Genomic DNA, 18072 nt, shown 5'->3' with positions numbered 1-18072 from the left:
GAGCGGGATATGCCCCGGCAAGCCGGGGCATAGAGCGCGAATTGCGCAAGCGCAATTCGAATTCCGGCGCAAGCGCCGGAATGGAATTCCGTAAACGGAATTCCGAAAGGAATGCAATTCGCGCAAGCGCGAATTGAAGGCGACCGCGCAAGCGCGATCACCCGGGCTCGCTACGAGGGGAGGTGCATCGCGCGCGGGACTGTGTAGGGCCTGGGGTTCCTGCCCACCACCCCCGCAACGAGGGTGACGGACCGTCGGCCCGATCGGGTGCCGGCCCCACTGCAGTGACGGGCTCCGCTGCGCTCCACCCTAACCACTCCCCCACCCTCGAAACCGGCCGCTCACGTTCACCAATACCCCGCCAGAATACCCTATGAACCGTGCGCGTGGGGCGGGATTCGGCCAAGAATCAACCTGCAGGGCGAACATACCGCACGGATGATGCATCACTGCCCCCGACTGTGTAGCATCTGGGTACAGACAGCAGCACCCCGGCGCCTCGCGTCACGCCGGATTCTCATTTCTGATTGCGCGCCGAATTCCGCGAAAAGGAGAACACGGGAATGGCCGTGAAACTGCGTGACCACCAGATCGAGGCCGTTGCCGCCATTGTGCGCGGCCTCGATATCCCGCCGGGCGGCATCCCCGTCAATGGCCTGCGCGGGCAGGTGCACGCCGCGTGCGGAACAGGGAAAACCATCATCGCCGCGGCCTCCGCGAAAAGGCTTGTGCCCAAGGGGCGCATTCTCGTTCTGGTGCCGACGCTGGATCTCCTGACCCAGACCGTCCAGGCGTGGCGCGAGGCTGGGCACACGGGGCCGGCGGTCGCGGTGTGCAGCCTCAGTGACGACCCGGAGCTGTGGAACCTGAAGGTGCGCTCCACCACCAACCCGGTGCAGCTGGCGCTGTGGCACGGCGAGGGGCCCGTCACCTTCTTCGGGACGTACGCGTCGCTGGGGGTGCTGGCGGAGGCGTTCGAGGGCGTCTATGGGCAGCAACTCGCCCCGCTGGACCTGGCTGTGGTGGATGAGGCGCACCGGACGTCGGGCTCGATGGGTAAGGCGTGGGCCGACATCCACAACCAGCACATCATCCCGGCACACCGCCGGCTGTACCTGACGGCGACGCCGCGGATCTGGCAGGAGCGGCCGAACTGGGAGGTCGAGGAGGGGGTGCGTGAGGCGCTGCCGAAGGAGATGGCGGCCTCGATGGACGATGAGGCCGTGTTCGGGCCGGTGCTCTACAAGCTGTCGCTGGCGTCGGCAGTGTCGCGCAAGCTGCTTGCGCGGTACCAGATCATCGTCCTGGAGCTCCAGGACCCGGTGGTCACTCCGGAGCGGCTGATGGGCGAGGAGCGGCGCGGTGAGGAGGTGCGCGGGCAGCGGCTCGGGGCGCTCCAGGCGGCGCTCCTGCACACCATGGAGCAGCATCAGCTCCAGACGTGCATCACCTTCCATCACCGGACGATAGAGGCCGCGGCGTATGCGGAGGGCCTGGAGCGGGTGGCGAAGCGGCTGCACGCTGACCAGCCCGAGAAGTACCCGGCGACTGTGTGGGCGGACTGGCTGTGTGGCGAGCACGTGCCCGAGCGCCGGCGCGACGTGCTGGGGCAGTTCGGGACCACCGCCCGGCGCGCGGTGCTCTCGAACTGCCGTGTCCTGGGCGAGGGCGTCGACATCCGCGCGGTGGACTCCGTGGCCCTCCTGGACCCCAAGGGCGCCCCGCACGACATCGTCCAGGCCATCGGCCGGGCACTGCGTCAAAAGCCGGGACAAGGGAAACTCGCCTCTCTGATCGTGCCGGTATTTCTCCAGCCCGATGAACAGCCGGAGGATATGTTCACGTCGGGATCGTACCGGCCTTTGGTGAAAGTCCTTGAGGGGTTGCGGGCTCATGATGAAGAGGCCGTGGAATTGCTGGCTATTCCGCAGGAGCCGCAGAAGGACGTGGTGCAGCCGTCCGAGTACATCGGTTCCAAGCCCGAGGATGGTGAGGAAGAAACCCGTCTTCTGCTCCGTTTTGCGGCTCCGCGTGATCCGGTGATGGTCGCAGACTGGATTTCCTTCAACGTGATCGACATGGAGAAGCAGGACTGGGCTCGCGGCTGGGCGTCACTCAAGAAGTTCACCGAGCGTGAGCTTCACGCCAGGGTTCCGTACGGGTACAAGGAGGGCGCCTACCCGCTCGGGCAGTGGGTCGCGGAGCAGCGACGGGCGTACGGGGCGGGGCAGATGACCGGCCAGCGTGCCGGGCGGCTGGAGAAGCTGGGCATGGTCTGGTCCCCGGCCGATGAGCGGTTCCAGGAGAACCTGGAGGCCGCGAAGGCGTACTTCGAGCAGCACTGGACGCTGTGCGCGCCGCGGGGTGCGGCCATGCTGGACCGGCCGGTGGGGCAGTGGCTGTCCAACCTCCGCCGCCCCGGTGCGCTGGCCGAACACCCCGAGTGGGAGACGGCGTTGAAGGCGGTTGACGAGGACTGGAACCCGTCATGGCCGCCGGAGTGGCAGAGGCACTTCGCTGTGGTGCGCGAGATGCTCGCGGAGGAGAGCATCCTCGCGTACGTCGAACCCGGGGTCACTGTCCATGGGATGGACATCGGGAAGTGGCTGGCCAAGCAGCGCAAGCCGGAGGTCTGGGCGGCCCTGACCTCCGGGCAGCGCGAGCGCCTGGAGGCCATCGGCGTCGTACCGATGGCCGCAGAACTCGAAGCACCGGCGAAACAGCCCACGACGCCCGTGAGCGCCTTCGAGAAGGGCGTGGCGGCCCTCGCGCAGTACAAGGCCCGCACCGGGTCTGTGACGGTCGCCAGGGCCCACGTAGAGGCATTGCCGGACGGGTCGGAAGTCAAGCTCGGAGTGTTCCTGAGCAACAACCGCAGCCGCCGGGCCAAGCTGACCGCCGACAAGCTCCAGGCGCTCGCCGCGCTCGGGCTGGAGTGGGCGGCGACGGAAGGAGCAGCGTGACGACCACGGGCGATCAGGAAGCGGGCCAGCAGGAGGTCAGCGCCGATCCGCGTCAACGGATGGGCGACTACCAGACGATGGCGGTCAACGCCCGGAGGAAGGTCCACGCGGCCCTCGCGGCCGCCGGGCTGAAGCCCGATGAGGCGGACGAACTCGTCTGCGCGATGGAGGCCGGCGCCGTTGCCGGGGCGCACTGCTGGGTGGAGGAACTGCCCGGCTGCGCTCCCGACGCCCACGGCACCGTGTACGGCAACGGATGGGACGGCGCCGTGGACCGGGCGTTGGACGTGCTGGTCTCCACCGCCGACAACGCCTACCGGCAGCGCGGGCGCGCCCGCGTCACCCGGTCGCTGCTGATCGGCAGGGAGATCCTCCACAACCGGATCGCGGCCGCGGAGCAGGCTGCCAAGGCCGGCCCCGCTCTCGCTTCCTCCGGTGGAGAGGAGAGCGGCCGTGACCGGTGACCATGCGGAGGAGCAGCGCGTGCAGGAAGCCGTACGGCGGCACGGCCGCACCCGTGCCTTCGCGGAGCCGGAGGACGCCATTTCGTTCGTGCTGTCCGACCCGCAGGCGCGGGAGGCGGGGGCGCGCATCGAGGCGGCGGAGACGGAGCTCTGCAGGGAGCTGTGCGCCCGTCTCCAGCCGTTCCAGGACCGCTACGACCAGGCCGTGCGCGACGGAGACGCGGCCCGGCTCACCGGAATCTGTCCGGACAAGCACGGCCGCTGGGGACGGATCTGCGTCCTGGACGACGGTCACGAGACCTCGATGGAGGAACCGCACTGGGGCCGCAACAGCGAAGGCCGACCCATCGCGTGGGTAGGCAGCGCGCCCGACGACTGGTGATCGTGCCGCCGCCCCAAGCTGGAGCGGGCGGCGTGACGTTGGCAGGCAGGACCCCGGGCACGCTGCGGCCCGGGGTCCTTCGCTGACCCGGGTCAGCGGCACCGTGCCCCAGGGCCTACACGCACTGAAGTGCGATGCCCGGGGCCCGGAGGCGGCGGCATCGCACTGGTGTGCGTGTAGGCCCTGAGATCTTGGGCCCGGTCCCCCGGCGGGCTACGTCGCGGCCGGGAGGGAGTCGGTGAGGCGCTCCAGCCGGGTGTCGAGCGGAGGTCGTTGTGGTTTCAGCTCAGGCGGTGGCTGACGCCAGCCGTGGCAGATCTCCTCGTTGAGGATCTCGACCGCCCAAAGGCGGCAGCGAGCCGTCCGCCGACAGCTCCAGCCGGTTGGAGGCGATCTCGTCGGGGCTGAACAGGCGGAAAGCCCCGTTCGCCGCCCGTTCGCGGATGACCGAGGACACATCCGGCCAGGACTGCGGTCCGCGGGTGGGCCCTCTTGGTCAGGGGGCGAGTTCGAATTTTACGGTGCTGTCGGGGCAGCCGGCGGCCAGCTCCTGGAGCGCCGCGACCTCGGCTTCGTCGGCCGAGAGCGTCCAGCGGAGCTTGGTAGCGGTCCAGTCGACCAGGTAGGTGCAGCGCGCGGACTCGGCCGGGGGCATCCAGTCCTGGGGGTCCCTGTCCGCCTTCGACCTGTTCGTCTTCGCCGTGACCGCGACCAGGCTGCGTTCGGCTCCGAGGTCGTTTGCGTACGCCTCGCGCCGTTCGGCGTCCCACTGCGAGGCGCCGCTGTCCCATGCCTCGGCGAGGGGGACCATGTGGTCGATGTCGAGCCCCTTCGGGTCGGTGACTGTCTGCTCGTCGTAGTACGACAGCCACTCGCCGCCGGTCAGCGTGCACCGCGGGCCCTGCTCCGGAGCCACGACGGCCTCCGCTTTCAGTACCTCCATACGGGTGTTGCAGGTGTCGCCGTCCTCATCCACCCAGTGCTTGAAGGAATCCCTCTTGTACCCGTCTCGCACCTCCGCGGCGACCGGAAGCTTCGCGATCGCGTCCGCAAGAGACAGGCCGGTGACCGGGCCCCCGGCAGCACCGGGCGGAGAGGGCGACTCCGAGACGGCCGGGCGGGCGTCGTCCGCCTCAACAGTCTCGGCGCTGCACGCAGCGAGCGCGACGGTGGCGAGCAGGGCAGTGGCGATGGAGGCGATACGGCGTGCTGTCACTGGGAAGTCTCCAGAAAGGTGCTGGGCTGATGCTCCCTCATAATCTCAGAGAGCAGCCGACAGTGACGGGCAGTAATACACATGCGCCGGCGCGCCGCGCCGAACTCGTCTCTCTATTCGCGGCTTCCATCAGCTCCCGTGCGGCTCAGCGCTCCGTACAGATGCCTGGAAACCGGGCCCGAGGCCACGCCGCCTCGGCCGCGGCCGGGGTGACACGTCAGGATCGGGCTCTGTCCGGTACGCGGCACGGGCACCGCCGGCTCCTTCCCATCGAGGCCGGGGGCGGGGTCGGCGGGGAGTCCGAGGTGGCGGCGGGCGTCCGTGGTGGCCGCCGCAGCAGCAGCGAGCGCCTTGGCGGTTTCCGGGCTGGTCTGCGACAGGGCGGTGGTGAGGACGTCGATCGCGTCGAGGGCGTCCTCGGCCGTCGCCGCGCTCCAGCCCGTGGAGGTGACGGCGTCGGCGCACATCTCACTCAGCTGACGCAGGCGCGGCGAGCCCCGCCCCCGAGTACGGCCCGGCCCGTACGGCCGGCGCTGCGATCCGCACCCGGCGGAACGCGCATACCTCGACGCCCACCGGCGCCCGCCGGGACGCTCGGGGAACGACCGGCGCTTCAGCGAACTGCCCGGCCACCCGCACGGTGGCGGACCCGGGTCGGCGGGACTGGATCGCCGTGATCACCGAGCTCCACCAGCAGCACTCGCCGCCGGCCCCGGCTGATGACACGACGCCTCTTCCCACGGCTATCGCGCGGAAAGAGGTGTCGCCGTCCGGGACGGGCTTGCCCACGAGGGTTGACCTGCGAGAACGGGCGGTGTCCGAATTGGGGGGTCCACACCTTCGGTCATACCTGCGATCCCCCGCTGGAAGCAACCGTCCAGGCAACGGTTCAGCCCCCGCTCGGTGCAACTCTCTCCGGGGCAAGCGTAGCCTCCAAGCGGTCCAGGCGTTCGTAGAGGCGCGGACGAGGCGAGCGCCGACTCCCTCGGTCCAAGGGCGGGGTCTCACCAGCTCGCCGCCACCGCTCCGGGGCCGGCTTCCTCGCGCTGGGGCAGGCACGGCGGCGGCCAGGCCGGGTCCCAGCGCCAGGACGCCCACTGATCGGCGCCCGCCAACCGCCCGGCCAGCATGGGAGGACCTTGGGTCTAGGGTCCGTGACTTCGCGCGCACTGGTTCCTGCAGAAACACCAGAATCCAGCCCTGATGCGCACTCAGTCTGTCGGCCGGACGTACGCACTTCGTCGGACGAACCGCGGTCCGGTGAAGGCTCACCCTCAACAACGGCGCTGGTCGGGAGGTCGACTGCGCACTCAGACGCGGAGTTGCGCATTGAGTGCGCAGCCTCAGCCGACATTTGCGCCGAGACGCGGAACCTAGATTGGGGCCGGCTACGTGTACGTCTCCGCCTGGGCACGCCACATGGCCGCGTATGTCCCGTTCTGCTGGAGGAGAGTGTGATGGTTGCCCTCTTCGGTGAGGTGTCCGCGGTCGAGGACGATGATGCGGTCGGCGCCGCGGGTGGAGCCGAGGCGGTGGGTAATCAGAATGACGGTCCGGCCGACGCTCAGGGTGCGGATGCGTTCGTAGACGGCTTCTTCAGCGAGGGGGTCGAGCGCTGAGGTGGGTTCGTCACAGATCAGTACGGGGGCGTCGCGGTAGAACGCGCGGGCTGCGGCGATGCGCTGCCATTGGCCGCCGGAGAGATCGCGTCCTCCCCACCAGGAGGGTGCGAGGTTGGTGTCGAGTCCGTCGGGGAGTGCGTTCAGTACGGTGTCGGCGCCGGCGGCGTGAGCGGCGGCGTTGATGGAGGCGTCGTCTGCCGGGCCCTGGCCGAGGGTGATGTTCTCGCGGGCGGGAACGGGCCACCGGCCGAAGTCCTGCGGGAGCATGGCGAGCCGTGCCCAGACCTGCTCGGGGTCGGCGTGGGCGAGGTTGGTGGCGTCCCAGCGCACTGTCCCCGTGTCCGGTGTGTAGAGGCCGGCCAGGAGCTTGGCGAGGGTGGATTTGCCCGAGCCGTTCGCGCCGACGATCGCCAGGACTTCGCCCTTGCGGACGCTGACGTCGATGTCGCGGATCGCCGGGGTCTCGCTTCCCGGGTATGCGAAGGTCACGCCGGTCGCTGAGATGACGTGCGGGTTGTCGGGAACGGGCTCATTGCTTCCGGGCGCGGCACTGCGGGTGATGCGGGTGGTGCGGGTGCTGGTGTCGGTGAGGAAGTTGGCCCAGTCGGCCATGTAAAGGCCGGTGCGGTAGGCCGCGTTGGCGCCTTGTACGACGCCGGTCAGGAGTCGCTGGCTGGTCTGGACTGCGATGAAGGCGGTGCCGGCGATGGCGGCGGGGATGTGGCCGGTGGCGGTGAGCCACAGGAGCGCGGCGTAGACGGCGCCGGTGGCGGTGCCGGCGGCGGCGTCACCGGCGAGCTGGTAGCGCGCGGCGGTGCGGCCCACGCTGGCGGCGGCTTCTTCCAGACGGGTGGTGACGGTGCGGAAGCGGTCGAGCAGCCATGCGCGCATCGTGTTGGCGCGGACTTCGAGGGCGTGGTCCCGTCCGGCGGTGTGGAACATCAGGGAGTGGCGCAGGCGGCGGTCGGCGAGTGTGTGGCGGTCGGTGAGATAGGCGGCGCGGGCGGCCTGGACGGCGGACCAGCCGCGGGGAACGACCGCGAGGAGGAGCAGTGGGAGGAGTGCGGGGTGGAGGTGGGTGAGGATCCCTGCGGCGGCGGTGAGGCCGAGGATTGCGGTGATGACGGTGGTGAGGGCCTCCGTCATCAGGTGGGCGTCCTTGGCGGCGCGGGAGGCGGCCTCGCTGTGGTCGCACCAGGCGGGATCGTCGTAGGCGGCGAGCGGGGCGCGGGTGGCGGCTTCGAGGTAGCGGATTTCCGCGATGCCGTCGACGGCGGGGCCGATCCGGGCGGTGGTGGCGACGGTGAGCGCGGCGACGACGGAGCGGGCGGAGGCTGCCGCGCTGACGATGAGGAGTGAGGGAAGGGCCTCGTGTAGCCGGTCGGCGATGGGGCCGGGGCCGGCGGCGAGCAGCGGCGCCAGTGCCCCGGTGGTGGCGTACAGGCCGACGGCGGTGACGGTGCCGGACACGAGGAGCAGCAGGCACAGGAGTCCGCAGGCCCGCGGGTCGGCGGACCAGGCGAGCCGTACGACGATGGCGGAGAGGCGGGGCAGGCGCCGGGCGATGGTCCACCAGGAGGCGTCCAGGGCGTCGTCGTGGCGCTCGGCGCTGACGCTGTACTGCGGGATGAGCGGCGGCTGCGGGCGGGCGCGGCGGCTGCGGGGCAGGGGCCTACGGCGTGTGGTGGTGGGGGTGTCTGCCCGGGAGGTCGTCACAGATGCCGCAACGACCGGCCCGCCCGGGGTGTCACGGCGTTGGCGGGTGGCGAATGGGGATTCGAGGAGGTCGCCGAACCGGGCCGACTTCGGAGAAGCGGGCGGACTTCAGATGCGCAGGGCGGGGGCGTAGGGCCAGAGGCGGTCAGCGAGGTCCTGGCCGATCACCTCTCCTGCGGCTTCGGTCCAGGCGTGCGCGGCGGCCGGGGCGGTACGGGCCCCGATCACCCACACAACTCGCCGGCCCCGCAGCCGTGCGGCGAGGTAGACCGCGAGGGACTCCTCCAGGCAGGCGACCCGTCCCGGCCAGAGGCGCCCCGCGCGCCGGACGGCCTGGAAGAGATGGTCGGCCTGCTCGGCGGTCGCCGCAGGCCGGTCGCGCCGGGCGAGCGATGCGGCCAGGGCGACGCTGCACCGTATCGGGGCGCAGCGCAGCAGGGCGAGGGCGGTGAAGAGTCCGAACAGCCCGGCGGCGCGGTCGGCCGGTGCGGGCCGCACCGTGGTGGAAGGGGTCAGCCGGACGGTGAGGTGGGAGTTGCCGGGGGCGGGGGCGGGGTGGGCGCCGAGGAGGCCGGTGGCGTGGAGTTGGGCGGCGAGGGCGGTCAGGTCGGTTCGTACGATGTCGCGGTCCGCGTCCTGGTCCGTGAAACGGTCGCACAGGACATCGAGCGCGTGGGCGAGGGGAACGCCTTCGGTGATCTGCGTCCACAGGGCGGCGGCGGTGGCGTTGAGGTGGCGCCACTGGCCCCGTCCGGTGCGGATGTCCATCACTGCGGCGGCTCCGCCGGGCAGGAGGGCGGTGTAGACCTGGGGGGTCATGCGGGACTCCGGTCGGTGTCGTGTCGCCACCAGGTGGTTCGGGTGGGGAGGTTGGCCAGCCACAGTTCGGTGCTGATCAGGGTGTGGAGGTCGGCCAGGGGCGCGGGGGCGCCCGCGAAGGCGCGTTCGAGGTCGGCGGCGGCGCGGCGCGCATCGAGGAGACCTGCCTGCGCGAGCGTTGACGTGGCGAGGATCCGTCGGAGGGTGGGCGCGTTGGTGGCGAGCCCGGTGTAGAGGCTGCTGGTGAAGGCGGTCTTGGTCTGCCGGTGGAGAAGGAAGCCGGGCACGAGACCGTCGAACGCGGCCTGGGCGAGGGGCTTGTAGATGCCTTGACGGGTCCGGTCGTAGCTGGGGATGGCCAGGCAGGCGGAGGCGACCGACGTGTCCAGGAACGGTGCGTGGATGGGCACGCCCCAGAGCTGGCGGGCGATGGCGTCGTAGCCTGCGTGGCTGCCGGCCATGAACTCCAGGTTGAGCCGGTCGTGCAGGGCCGCCGGGGTCGCATGCGCGCCGGCGGCCTGGGCCCGGGCGTGCACGAGGTCCGCGACGGCGCGGCGGCCGGCACCGGTCAGCCATGCGGCGGCCGGGGAGATGCCGCACCAGGCGAGGTTCTCCCACCGTGCGGCGCGCTGAACGGCCAGCGGGCGGGGCCCGGCGATCGTCCGGGCAAGGCCGTCCAGGGCTCGGGGATAGCTGGTGGCCGCCGAGCGTCCGAGCTGCCACCACACGCGCCACGGCGCGACCCGTTCCGCACGGGCGTAGGAGGCGGCGCCGCGCAGCGCCGCCCAGCGGCGGCCGACCTGGAACTGGTCGACGTAGAAGCTGTGTTCCGTCGTCAGGACGTTGTCACCGCCTCGCCCGGTCAGGTGGGCCTGCGTCGCGTGCGCGGCGGCCGGAGCGAGTTGGGCGGCCTTGACGGCGAGCTGGCCGAGCGCCAGGGAAGGGCTGTCCGTCACGGGGAGCGCGGCGGGGTCCTCCAGGCCGTCGAACTGGTTCGCCTTGTGCCGGCGGGCGTCGATGACTGTGTGGGTGATGCCGGGGACGTCGGCGGCCGTACGGCTGGCATAGATCAGGTCGTCGTCCTCGGCCAGGTGCGCGTCCGTATAGGTGACGGCCACCACCGGCCGGAGCCGGGCGGCCAGGCAGGTGACCGTGCTGCTGTCCATACCGCCGGACAGGTCGGCGGAGACCCGCTCGTACGCCTGCGCCCGGCGCCCGACAGCCGTGGTCAGGGCGTCGCGCAGCCGCCGCGCGCCCTGGTCGAAGGAGAACGGGCCCGGTTGCGGCAGGACTTCGGTGCTCGGAGCAATCCCGGGGCGCAGCAGCAGGGCGTGCCCCGGAGGTACCCGGCGCACTCCCTCGTAGCGGGCGTGGTCGAGCTGGGTGTCGACGCCGAACAGCGTCAGGTCGGCCAGCAGGACCGGGACCGCGGGCGTGGTGCCGGTCAGCGCGGCCAGCGGGGCAGCGGCCGTCGACCACCAGGTCACGCCGTCCCGCCGGCACCAGTAGACCGGCACGACCCCGGCGCGGTCACCGGCGACCCGCAGCGCTCCCCCGCTCCACAGCAAGGTCGCGAAGGAGCCCGGCAGCCGCACGGCGTGCCGCAGATCCCCGGTACGGGCCGCCGTCAGCGCGGCGCGCCGCTCGGCAGGAGTGGCCAGGCAGTGCCCGGCGGCCGCCAGCGTCGTATCGTCCGGCGCGGCATCGAGGACCGTCTCCCGGATGTCGTGTCCGACCGTCCAGGCCCTCGCCCCCGGCCGGTTGAGGATCTCCCGCCCGTCGCTCGGGCGGATGCCCGGTCCCGTTGCCCGGGGTGCGAACCAGCCCGTGACGTACCGCAGCATCGCCATCCCCGCCTCCTTTCACTCGTCATCGGCTGTACGAAGGGAAGCGCCCGGGACGACCAGCAGGCCGTCCCGGGCGCCGGATCATCTCCCGGTCACCGGGGCTGGTCAGTGCCAGTACTCGGTGTCGTCCTGCCCTTCCTTCTTGTTGGTGCCGAGCGTCACCTCGGTGACGGTGCCGACCTCGCTCACCACAGCCGGCGTGTACTCGGGGGCGGGGGTCGTCTCGGCGGTGAGTTCCTGCTTCATCGGTGCCTCCAAAGGGGGAATCCGCAGCACGTTCCCGGGTCTCCGGCATGGGGCCGGTGGGCTGTGCGGCGGGCGTGGCATCACCATCGCGCCCGACTGCCGCCCGGCAGAAGAGGATTCGAGGGTGCGGCACGGGTGCGGTCAGGAGCACCCCCAGAGCACCCCGGGAGCCAGTACCGCGCGACCGCCGCGACCGCTACCGTCGGTATGTTCACCACCACGCGGCACTTCTCCACAGGAGGAGCGATGCACCCTCTGAAAAGAGCACTCGACGCCCGCAGCTGGAAACCGCCGCACTTCGCCCAGCTCTTACAGGAGCACGGCGCTGAACGCGGCTGTCCCGTGGGCACGGGGAAAGACGGCGTGTACAGATGGCTGGGCGGCCGCCGGCCCGACATACCGACCCAGCGCCTCATCGCGTCGCTGCTGGGCATCCCCACCGACGCGATGACGCGCTACCCGTGGCCCCACTGGCTCGACCTGGATCCGTGCCAGCAGCCCATCGACCACAGCTGGGACGCACCGGGCGCCGTCCGCGCGCTCCACGAGATATCCAGGAGGGACATCATGGACTTGAGCCGACGCCACTTCGCCCAACTGACAGGCGTGGCCCTCACCGCGTCGCTCTGGTCATGGCTGACCGCCGACCCCGCCGCAGCCGGCCAGATCACCCACAGCAGCCGCATCGGCGAGAAAGCCGTCGCCCACATCGAAACCCGCGTTCGCCAACTGCGCCGCGAGGACGACACCGACGGCGGAGGCCAGCTCCTCACCGAGACGTCGCTCAGCCTCCAGATGGTCGTCCACCTGCTGAAGGACCGCACCTACACCGACGCCCATGGCGCCCGCCTCCATGCCGCGGCGGCCGACCTCGCCCGGATGCACGCCTGGGCCGTCTTCGACGTCCACGACGCCTGCGCGGACAGCATCTTCCAGACCGCCCTGCGCTCAGCCCACGCCGCATCGGACACAGCCCTCGGCAGCCACATCCTCGCGTTCTGGTCCATCGCGGCCTGCAACACCGGCCGCCCGGCCGACGCCGAGGCCATGACCGCCGCCGCCCTGTCCGCAGCCCGAGGACGCACGACACCCCGCGTCGAAGCCATGCTGCTCTCCCGCCGCGGCCGCGCACGCGCCCACCAGAACAACCCCGCCTGCTGGGCCGACCTCGACCAGTCCGAGACCCTCCTGCACACAGCCGACGATCACACGGACCCGGAATGGGTGTACTGGTTCGACCGCAGCGAACTCCTCGGCGCCCTGGCCTCTACGCACCTGGACCTCGGCCGGCCCGACCGCGCGGAGGCCACCTTCGTGGAGGCCGCCGCTCTGTTCCCCGCCGACCGGGTCCGCACCCAGACCCTGTTCCTCACACGGCAGGCCGACGCCCAATGGCGGCAAGGAGAGCTGGAACGTGCCTGCGCCACCGCCCACCACGCCCTCGACCTCACCGAGGAAATCAGCTCGCACCGATCGGCCGCACCGCTCCACGACCTAGCCCGCCGCATGGAAGCCCAGGACGCGGTCCCGGCAGTACACGACTTCCGCGACCGCGTCACCACAACCATCACAGCCTGAGACCCAAACGGGCGGCAGCGCCCGGGCTCTCGCGCTGCCCTGACCTGGCCGTAGGTGTCACGGACGCCGGGGGTGGGGGTGATTCGAGGACGAGGACTGTGGCCAGGTTGCGCACACCTCATCCACGGGCGAGCGTCGCATCGACGCGTTTGCGGATCTCCTCTGCGAGTACTCGGTATCTCGGTTCGCCCGCAGGGGAGTCCGTCCGGAGTGAGCCGTGGTTGCACGTCGAGAACCGCAACTCGATCAGACCGGTGCGTGCCTGGTCGTCCAGCCTGATCCAGTTCTCCATCTGGTGCGGTGGGTAGATCGCGTCGAGATGGCGGGCGGGAGCGACGGGCAGGCCGAGATCCGGGTCCGTGAGTGCGTCGACCAACTCCTTCTTCCGGTAAGGAACGCCAGAGCGGTGGTCGATGTCCAGACACCAGCGGACCGGCCCAAGCCCGTCGTAGCCATTGATACCGAGCCCCTTGTAGCCGCCGACATGATCTGCGGGCACGATCGTGTGGAAGAGGGGAATCCGCCGCAGCAGGCCGCTGCCGCACCAGGCTCCAGCCTGGAAGTTCTGAGCCCACTCCCCCGTGTTCCAGCGCTGCTCGAAGGCGAGTTCCTCGTCGGACCATGCTGTAGGCCCCTTCCACAGGGGCCGCCAGGCGATTTCAGCGATGGTCTCCAGTGCGGCTGTCTCCACCCGCTTCCATGTGGCTGAGGGCAGTCCGGTCAGCCAGGCCGAGGTCCGCCGGCCAACCTGATGGATTTCGATGCCGTCCTTGGTTCGCTGGCGGATCCGCAGTCCGGGGATGCCGTAGACGCCGCCGTCCGGTTCACACGACGGGAGGATCCTGCGCAGGATCTCGTCCGCTCGCCTCTCGCTCTCCACCTCCAGCGCAATGCTGTCGTTCCCGGGGCGCACGCGACGGATACCGAAGGCGCAGACGGTGAAGGCGGCGCGGGAGTCGAGGATCTGGTGGAAGAGTTCGGCTTCGAAGTTGCGTTGTTCGGGGGCTGCGGCCGGGATGGGCGGCTGGTCCGGCTGCAGCTGTGAGCGGGCCTGGTCGTACGACTCGCCGGTGTAGAGACGGCGGCGTTCAGCTCGTTTGCTGGTTCGGTCACGACGCATCTGGGGTCCTGTTCCCCGTACCGTCCGGCCCTCCGGCACGGCAGAGAGAACCGTTCCCGTGTATCTACTGCGTGCGATCTCGCGGTGTGAAGCCGTCCTCCTTCGCTCCCCACCAGTGGATGCTTACGAGGCCGGCGCATCCGGAGGAACACGGCCCAACCGCGGCCGTCGGCTGGAAGCATAGATCCCTGGAACCCCATACGAGAGCCATTCCTGACACTTCGGGTGTGTCGCACCTGTCCGTGGCAGGTGCGGACAAGATTCAAACAAGCCTGTATCCCTCCTCAGAGGCGCGGTGATGCACTCACCGGGTGCTGATGGGTGAAGGGAACGGCCCGCATCGTGTGATGCGGGCCGTGTTGCTGCTCGATGACGATCTAATGCGGTTCAGCCCTGTTTCGGGCGTCGGACCGCTACTGCCCTGTCGATCTGTTGAAGCGTTGCTCCGATGGCTTCGATGAGCGGGACGGCGACGTCCGGTTGGGTTTCGACCGCCCGGCGCGCGGCAGGCTTGTTCACTTTCTTCGCCGCCTCCTTGAGGGAGGCGAGAGCTGCTTCCAGGCGCTCGATGTCCTTCGCCGCATGAGGGTCAGCCTTGCCATTACTGGCCTCTGAGTCCGACTCCCCATTTGGGGAGTCCTTGCCGAAGGACGTGATGTCCGGGATGTCATCGCCTTCACTGGCATCGCCGGTCCCCGCCTCGGGAGACGCCAGGAGCTCACGGACACGTCGGCCAACGTCGGCTGCGGTCACGTCTTTCGACAAGAAGCCGAGCTGGTCCACGACGCCTTCGACGACTTCTCCCGTGACGCGGGGTACGCATCGAGCGATGGTGTCGTAGACCGTGATGGCGACCTTGTCGCTGGTCTGACGGCGCAGCTCGGTCAGCTTTCGGACCTGTGACTCCAGTGGCTTGTAGCCGAGGTTGGCAAGTGCTTCGCCTACGCGCCACTCGTCGATGAGGCGGTAGAGCTGGGACTCGGAGATCTCCCAGTTACCCCAGACCCACTCTGCGAAGTTGGGGTTTTCCTCTCGGTGGAGTTGCGCGGTCCTCATGGTCTCCAGGGATTTCCCGGCGATCCAGAAGGCGTTGCGCAGGTTGTCTACGCCGGCTTTGCAGGCTTCGAGGTCTTGTTTCTCACGCTCGGAGAGTTCGTCGTCTCCGTGGGGCTGGTATGGCGCGGGGATCAAGGCGAGGGCGGTGCCGGGGAGTGGTTTCACCACGACGCTCGCGTCAGAGGCTGCAGAGGGTCCTCCTCCGAAGAGCCCTCCTGTGCCCTGGAGTTGCGGGACTTCCTCGTCAACGTCGAACAGGCCCATCAGGCCACTCTCCTGCAGTGCTCGAAGATCTCTTGATTCAGTTCCCGCATTTCCTTGGCCAGCGGGATGATCGTGTCCGGGACGACGTCAGCTGCAGTCGCCCGGCCGGCCTTCACGTCGTAGTTGGTCGCGGACGTCGGGAGTAGCTCGGCGTACTCGCCGAACAGCAGGCCCTTCTTGCGCGCGTTGCGTGCCGGGACTTCGCGGTAGCCGACGATCGTCTCCAGTATCGGGGTGCCTTCCCCCAGCGCCTTTCGGACCTCTGAGCGGACGTCGGCGTGCATGAGGGTGGCACTGCGGTTCGATCCGTACAGGAAGCTCCCGGCCATCTGGAGGTAGGGGTTTACCTGCGTCTTCACGATCTTGAAATTCTTGCTGATGCGCTCCATGCCCTTGATCGAGGATTCGTCGGAGCGAGTCGGCACGATCAGTGTCCGTGCGGCGGCGAGCACGAGCTGTTCGAGGGAGTCGTTCTCGGGTGCGCTGTCGAAGATGATGCGGTCATAGAGAGGCGCGATCGGTGCCAGGGCCTGGGCGAGGCTCTGGACTACAGAGGGGCCTTCTTTCAGCATGCGCAGCATCAGAAGGTTGGAGATCTCGGCAACTCTGGGGCCGCCGGGGAGAACATCAAGGTTGGGCCGGACCTCTCTGATCGGCTGGAGTGGCACGCGGTCATGGATGGCCCGGTACAGTCCCTCGCCATCTATGACGGATGGGCCTTGCGGCTGAACTCCTCGGCCGTATCTCTTGATACCGAGGTCGTCGTCGTCCTGTCCGGTCACGCAGATGAGGAGAGTGCGGTCCCCGCTCGCGGCGGATTCGCCGGCGAGGTGCGCGGCCACGGTGCTCTTGCCGACACCGCCTTTGCCGGTACCGACGGCTGTGCTGCCGTCGGGAGGCTCAATCGGCTGCGCTGTACTTTCGTTCAGCACGGGGGTGCCCTCCTCGTGGTTCTTTTGCGGGCCGCACCGTGCGCGGCACTGGCATCTTGACACATCGGTGTCCCTTGGCAGCACTGGCTTGAGGGGTGGACTCCCCAATTGGGGAGTCCACGCTTCAGGTCTGCCGACTCCGCTGTCCCAAGAGCCTTGGGCCCCGGTTTAGTTCGCGATGGTCGGTCACGCGTAGGGTTTCGTGCGTGACGAAAGGGCAGGGCATAACAGCTGACGGCGCTGGTCCGGAAGGGGATCAGGGAGTCGTCGCGGTACGCGAGACAACTGACGTCCGGGAACGTCTGGTGCAGCGCATGTGCGGGTGGTGCGGTGCCCCGGTCAAGTACAGAGGTACCGGCCGTCCCCCGCGATATTGCTCCGCCGGGCACCGGCAGCGCGCCTCCGAGCTAAGGCGTGCCCAGGCGCGCGCTGACCGGCCGGTAGCTGAGGGCGGGCTCACTCCTGAGCCAGTGCGGGAGGTGGTGGAGCGCGTGGAGAGGATCACCCGGACCGTGGTACGTCAGGGTCCGGTTGAGGTCCGGCGTGTCCCGGCGAAACGGTTGAGTGGTGAGCCGTACACGCTGCCCGAGGATGCGATCGAGTGGGCGCAGGCGCTCGCATACCTCCGCGACGCAGTTACGTCCGGACGGATCCATCCCGCGCATCGTGAGGCCCTCGCGCGGGCCTGTGATCTGACAGCACGAACTCTGCGCGCTGGAGCGCCGTGAACGCCGTGAACGCCGTGAACGCCGTGAACGCCGTGAACGCCGTGAACGCCGTGAACGCCGAAGAGGCTGCTCCTCTTCCAGGCACGTAGGCGAACGCAGCCTGGCGCGTGCGCACTCGGAAAGCAAAAAGGCCCCGCTCTCCCGGATAATCGGGAGAGCGGGGCCTTTGCCTGTTCAGTGGTGGTTGAGGTAGGCGGAGGCTGCGGTGTCCTGTCCGAGTACGTAGCAGCGCAGGTCGATGTCTGCGGGCAGGGCGGGGGCGGACCGGCCGAGGAGTGCGGCTCCGGCTGCGACGGTGAAGGTCCGGTTGACTGCGTCGGAGCCCTTTTTCGTCTGGGGGGCCTGGAAGAGCAAGTAGCGGGCCGTCGCGAAGGCCCCGGGGGTGATGTCGGGGTCGGCGAGCGTCTCCAGTGCGGCGGCGAAGATGGTGTCGCTGTCGGCGGGGGCTGGGGTCGCGGTGTACATCGGCTCACCGCCGGTCTCCATCTGTGAGGCGTCCAGGCCGCGGGCAGCGATTCGTGCGGCCAGCTCTTCCCCGATAGCGCGGGCGGCCTCGCCGCGGATGATGCGGTTGCCGGCTACTCGACGCCCGTCGGGCAGGTCGACCCAGTTCTGGAGTACGTCTCCCTCGATGCCGTCGGCAGCGAACCGCATGGCGGCGGCCTTCCCGTAGGTGACCATCGCGTCGTAAGCGGGTGTTGCCGTGCCGCCCCGGTAGGTGCGGGAGGCGGCGTCCCACTTCGCCCCGTCACGCAGCCGGCCCACAGGGCCGATCCGGTCGAAGTTGGTGGTTGCGGCGGTGATGGGCGTCCTGAAACGCGCGGCGCTGTAGGCGATCCCCGTGCCCAGCCGGGTGGTGGAGCGGGCCGCCAGCTCGTAGCGCCACGCCGCCACCTCCTGGTAGGTCGCGCGCACGGCGGCTTGGCGCTCCGCCGGGGTGCGTGCGGCCGCGAGCATCTTCACGAGACCGTTCCGGGCGGTGGTGGCGGCCGTGGCCTGCGCGTTGGCGAACTGCCTGACCCGGGCCTGGTCGTCAGGGTCAGCGCTGCGAAGTGCCAGCGGCGATGTGGGGAAAAGATCAGCGGTGATAGTCGTCACGATGTCTCCGGGGTCGATCGA

At 69.7% G+C, this 18072-nt stretch carries 15 protein-coding genes; 4 read left to right on the top strand and 11 right to left on the bottom strand.

The genetic code is table 11. The features are described from left to right. The first annotated feature begins 563 nt into the window (after positions 1-563). The 3 genes from ACFRKB_RS37455 to ACFRKB_RS37445 are packed head-to-tail and all read left to right on the top strand — an operon-like array spanning position 564 to position 3809. Positions 564-2963, top strand: a complete 2400-nt coding sequence (locus tag ACFRKB_RS37455; protein WP_383111072.1) for a DEAD/DEAH box helicase — start codon at positions 564-566, stop codon at positions 2961-2963. After that, on the top strand, positions 2960-3427 hold the full coding sequence (locus tag ACFRKB_RS37450) for a hypothetical protein (protein WP_383111071.1): 468 nt from the start codon (positions 2960-2962) through the stop codon (positions 3425-3427). The genes ACFRKB_RS37455 and ACFRKB_RS37450 overlap by 4 nt, the downstream gene beginning before the upstream one ends. Beyond that, positions 3417-3809, top strand: coding sequence for a hypothetical protein (locus ACFRKB_RS37445; protein ID WP_383111070.1), 393 nt, complete (start codon positions 3417-3419; stop codon positions 3807-3809). Before ACFRKB_RS37450 ends, ACFRKB_RS37445 begins: the two co-directional genes overlap by 11 nt. 496 nt (positions 3810-4305) lie before the next feature. Here ACFRKB_RS37445 and ACFRKB_RS37440 read toward each other — a convergent pair whose 3' ends face one another. From ACFRKB_RS37440 to ACFRKB_RS37410, 7 genes are all read right to left on the bottom strand, one after another. Next, positions 4306-5025 (bottom strand): HNH endonuclease family protein, encoded by a 720-nt coding sequence (locus ACFRKB_RS37440; protein WP_383111069.1) that lies wholly within the window; start codon positions 5023-5025, stop codon positions 4306-4308. 113 nt (positions 5026-5138) lie between these two features. Continuing rightward, positions 5139-5492, bottom strand: coding sequence for a hypothetical protein (locus tag ACFRKB_RS37435; RefSeq protein ID WP_383111068.1), 354 nt, complete (start codon positions 5490-5492; stop codon positions 5139-5141). 537 nt (positions 5493-6029) lie between these two features. Beyond that, positions 6030-6155, bottom strand: a complete 126-nt coding sequence (locus tag ACFRKB_RS37430) for a hypothetical protein (protein WP_383111067.1) — start codon at positions 6153-6155, stop codon at positions 6030-6032. Between the two features lie 258 nt (positions 6156-6413). Then, positions 6414-8363 carry an ABC transporter ATP-binding protein gene (locus ACFRKB_RS37425; protein WP_383111066.1) on the bottom strand — a complete coding sequence of 650 codons (1950 nt, stop codon included), beginning with the start codon at positions 8361-8363 and terminating at the stop codon, positions 6414-6416. Positions 8364-8471: 108 nt separating this feature from the next. After that, on the bottom strand, positions 8472-9182 hold the full coding sequence (locus ACFRKB_RS37420) for a lasso peptide biosynthesis B2 protein (protein WP_383111065.1): 711 nt from the start codon (positions 9180-9182) through the stop codon (positions 8472-8474). Beyond that, the gene (locus ACFRKB_RS37415; protein ID WP_383111064.1) at positions 9179-11032 is read right to left on the bottom strand and encodes an asparagine synthase-related protein; all 1854 of its coding nucleotides are present in this window, start codon (positions 11030-11032) and stop codon (positions 9179-9181) included. The genes ACFRKB_RS37420 and ACFRKB_RS37415 overlap by 4 nt, the downstream gene beginning before the upstream one ends. A 102-nt stretch (positions 11033-11134) precedes the next feature. After that, complete coding sequence (locus ACFRKB_RS37410) at positions 11135-11275, bottom strand: hypothetical protein (protein ID WP_383111063.1); 141 nt, start codon at positions 11273-11275, stop codon at positions 11135-11137. Between the two features lie 363 nt (positions 11276-11638). Between ACFRKB_RS37410 and ACFRKB_RS37405 the strand changes: the two genes are divergently transcribed. Next, positions 11639-12853 carry a tetratricopeptide repeat protein gene (locus ACFRKB_RS37405; protein ID WP_383111062.1) on the top strand — a complete coding sequence of 405 codons (1215 nt, stop codon included), beginning with the start codon at positions 11639-11641 and terminating at the stop codon, positions 12851-12853. A 118-nt stretch (positions 12854-12971) separates the two neighbouring features. On the opposite strand, the gene ACFRKB_RS37400 is transcribed toward ACFRKB_RS37405, so the two are convergent. The 4 genes from ACFRKB_RS37400 to ACFRKB_RS37385 form a co-directional block, all read right to left on the bottom strand. Next, the gene (locus ACFRKB_RS37400) at positions 12972-13973 is read right to left on the bottom strand and encodes a hypothetical protein (RefSeq protein WP_383111061.1); all 1002 of its coding nucleotides are present in this window, start codon (positions 13971-13973) and stop codon (positions 12972-12974) included. A gap of 387 nt (positions 13974-14360) precedes the next feature. After that, a complete protein-coding gene (locus ACFRKB_RS37395) occupies positions 14361-15293 on the bottom strand; it encodes a hypothetical protein (RefSeq protein ID WP_383111060.1) in 933 nt (310 codons plus the stop codon). Beyond that, positions 15293-16225: a ParA family protein gene (locus tag ACFRKB_RS37390; RefSeq protein ID WP_383111059.1), complete on the bottom strand. Its 933-nt coding sequence runs from the start codon at positions 16223-16225 to the stop codon at positions 15293-15295. Before ACFRKB_RS37390 ends, ACFRKB_RS37395 begins: the two co-directional genes overlap by 1 nt. Positions 16226-17127: 902 nt before the next feature. Beyond that, a complete protein-coding gene (locus tag ACFRKB_RS37385) occupies positions 17128-18051 on the bottom strand; it encodes a hypothetical protein (RefSeq protein ID WP_383111058.1) in 924 nt (307 codons plus the stop codon). Positions 18052-18072 lie beyond the last annotated feature (21 nt).

The sequence above is a fragment of the Streptomyces scopuliridis genome (assembly GCF_042790125.1).
Classification (GTDB): Bacteria; Actinomycetota; Actinomycetes; order Streptomycetales; family Streptomycetaceae; genus Streptomyces; species Streptomyces scopuliridis_A.
This window is presented reverse-complemented; position numbering and strand designations above follow the sequence as displayed.

Bases quoted from the DNA above. Each gene is read 5' to 3' on its own strand.
- ACFRKB_RS37455 (WP_383111072.1), top strand. From the start codon at position 564: ATGGCCGTGAAACTGCGTGACCACCAGATCGAGGCCGTTGCCGCCATT.
- ACFRKB_RS37430 (WP_383111067.1), bottom strand. From the start codon at position 6,155: ATGCTGGCCGGGCGGTTGGCGGGCGCCGATCAGTGGGCGTCCTGGCGC.
- ACFRKB_RS37400 (WP_383111061.1), bottom strand. From the start codon at position 13,973: ATGCGTCGTGACCGAACCAGCAAACGAGCTGAACGCCGCCGTCTCTAC.
- ACFRKB_RS37435 (WP_383111068.1), bottom strand. From the start codon at position 5,492: ATGTGCGCCGACGCCGTCACCTCCACGGGCTGGAGCGCGGCGACGGCC.
- ACFRKB_RS37415 (WP_383111064.1), bottom strand. From the start codon at position 11,032: ATGGCGATGCTGCGGTACGTCACGGGCTGGTTCGCACCCCGGGCAACG.
- ACFRKB_RS37395 (WP_383111060.1), bottom strand. From the start codon at position 15,293: ATGGGCCTGTTCGACGTTGACGAGGAAGTCCCGCAACTCCAGGGCACA.
- ACFRKB_RS37410 (WP_383111063.1), bottom strand. From the start codon at position 11,275: ATGAAGCAGGAACTCACCGCCGAGACGACCCCCGCCCCCGAGTACACG.
- ACFRKB_RS37420 (WP_383111065.1), bottom strand. From the start codon at position 9,182: ATGACCCCCCAGGTCTACACCGCCCTCCTGCCCGGCGGAGCCGCCGCA.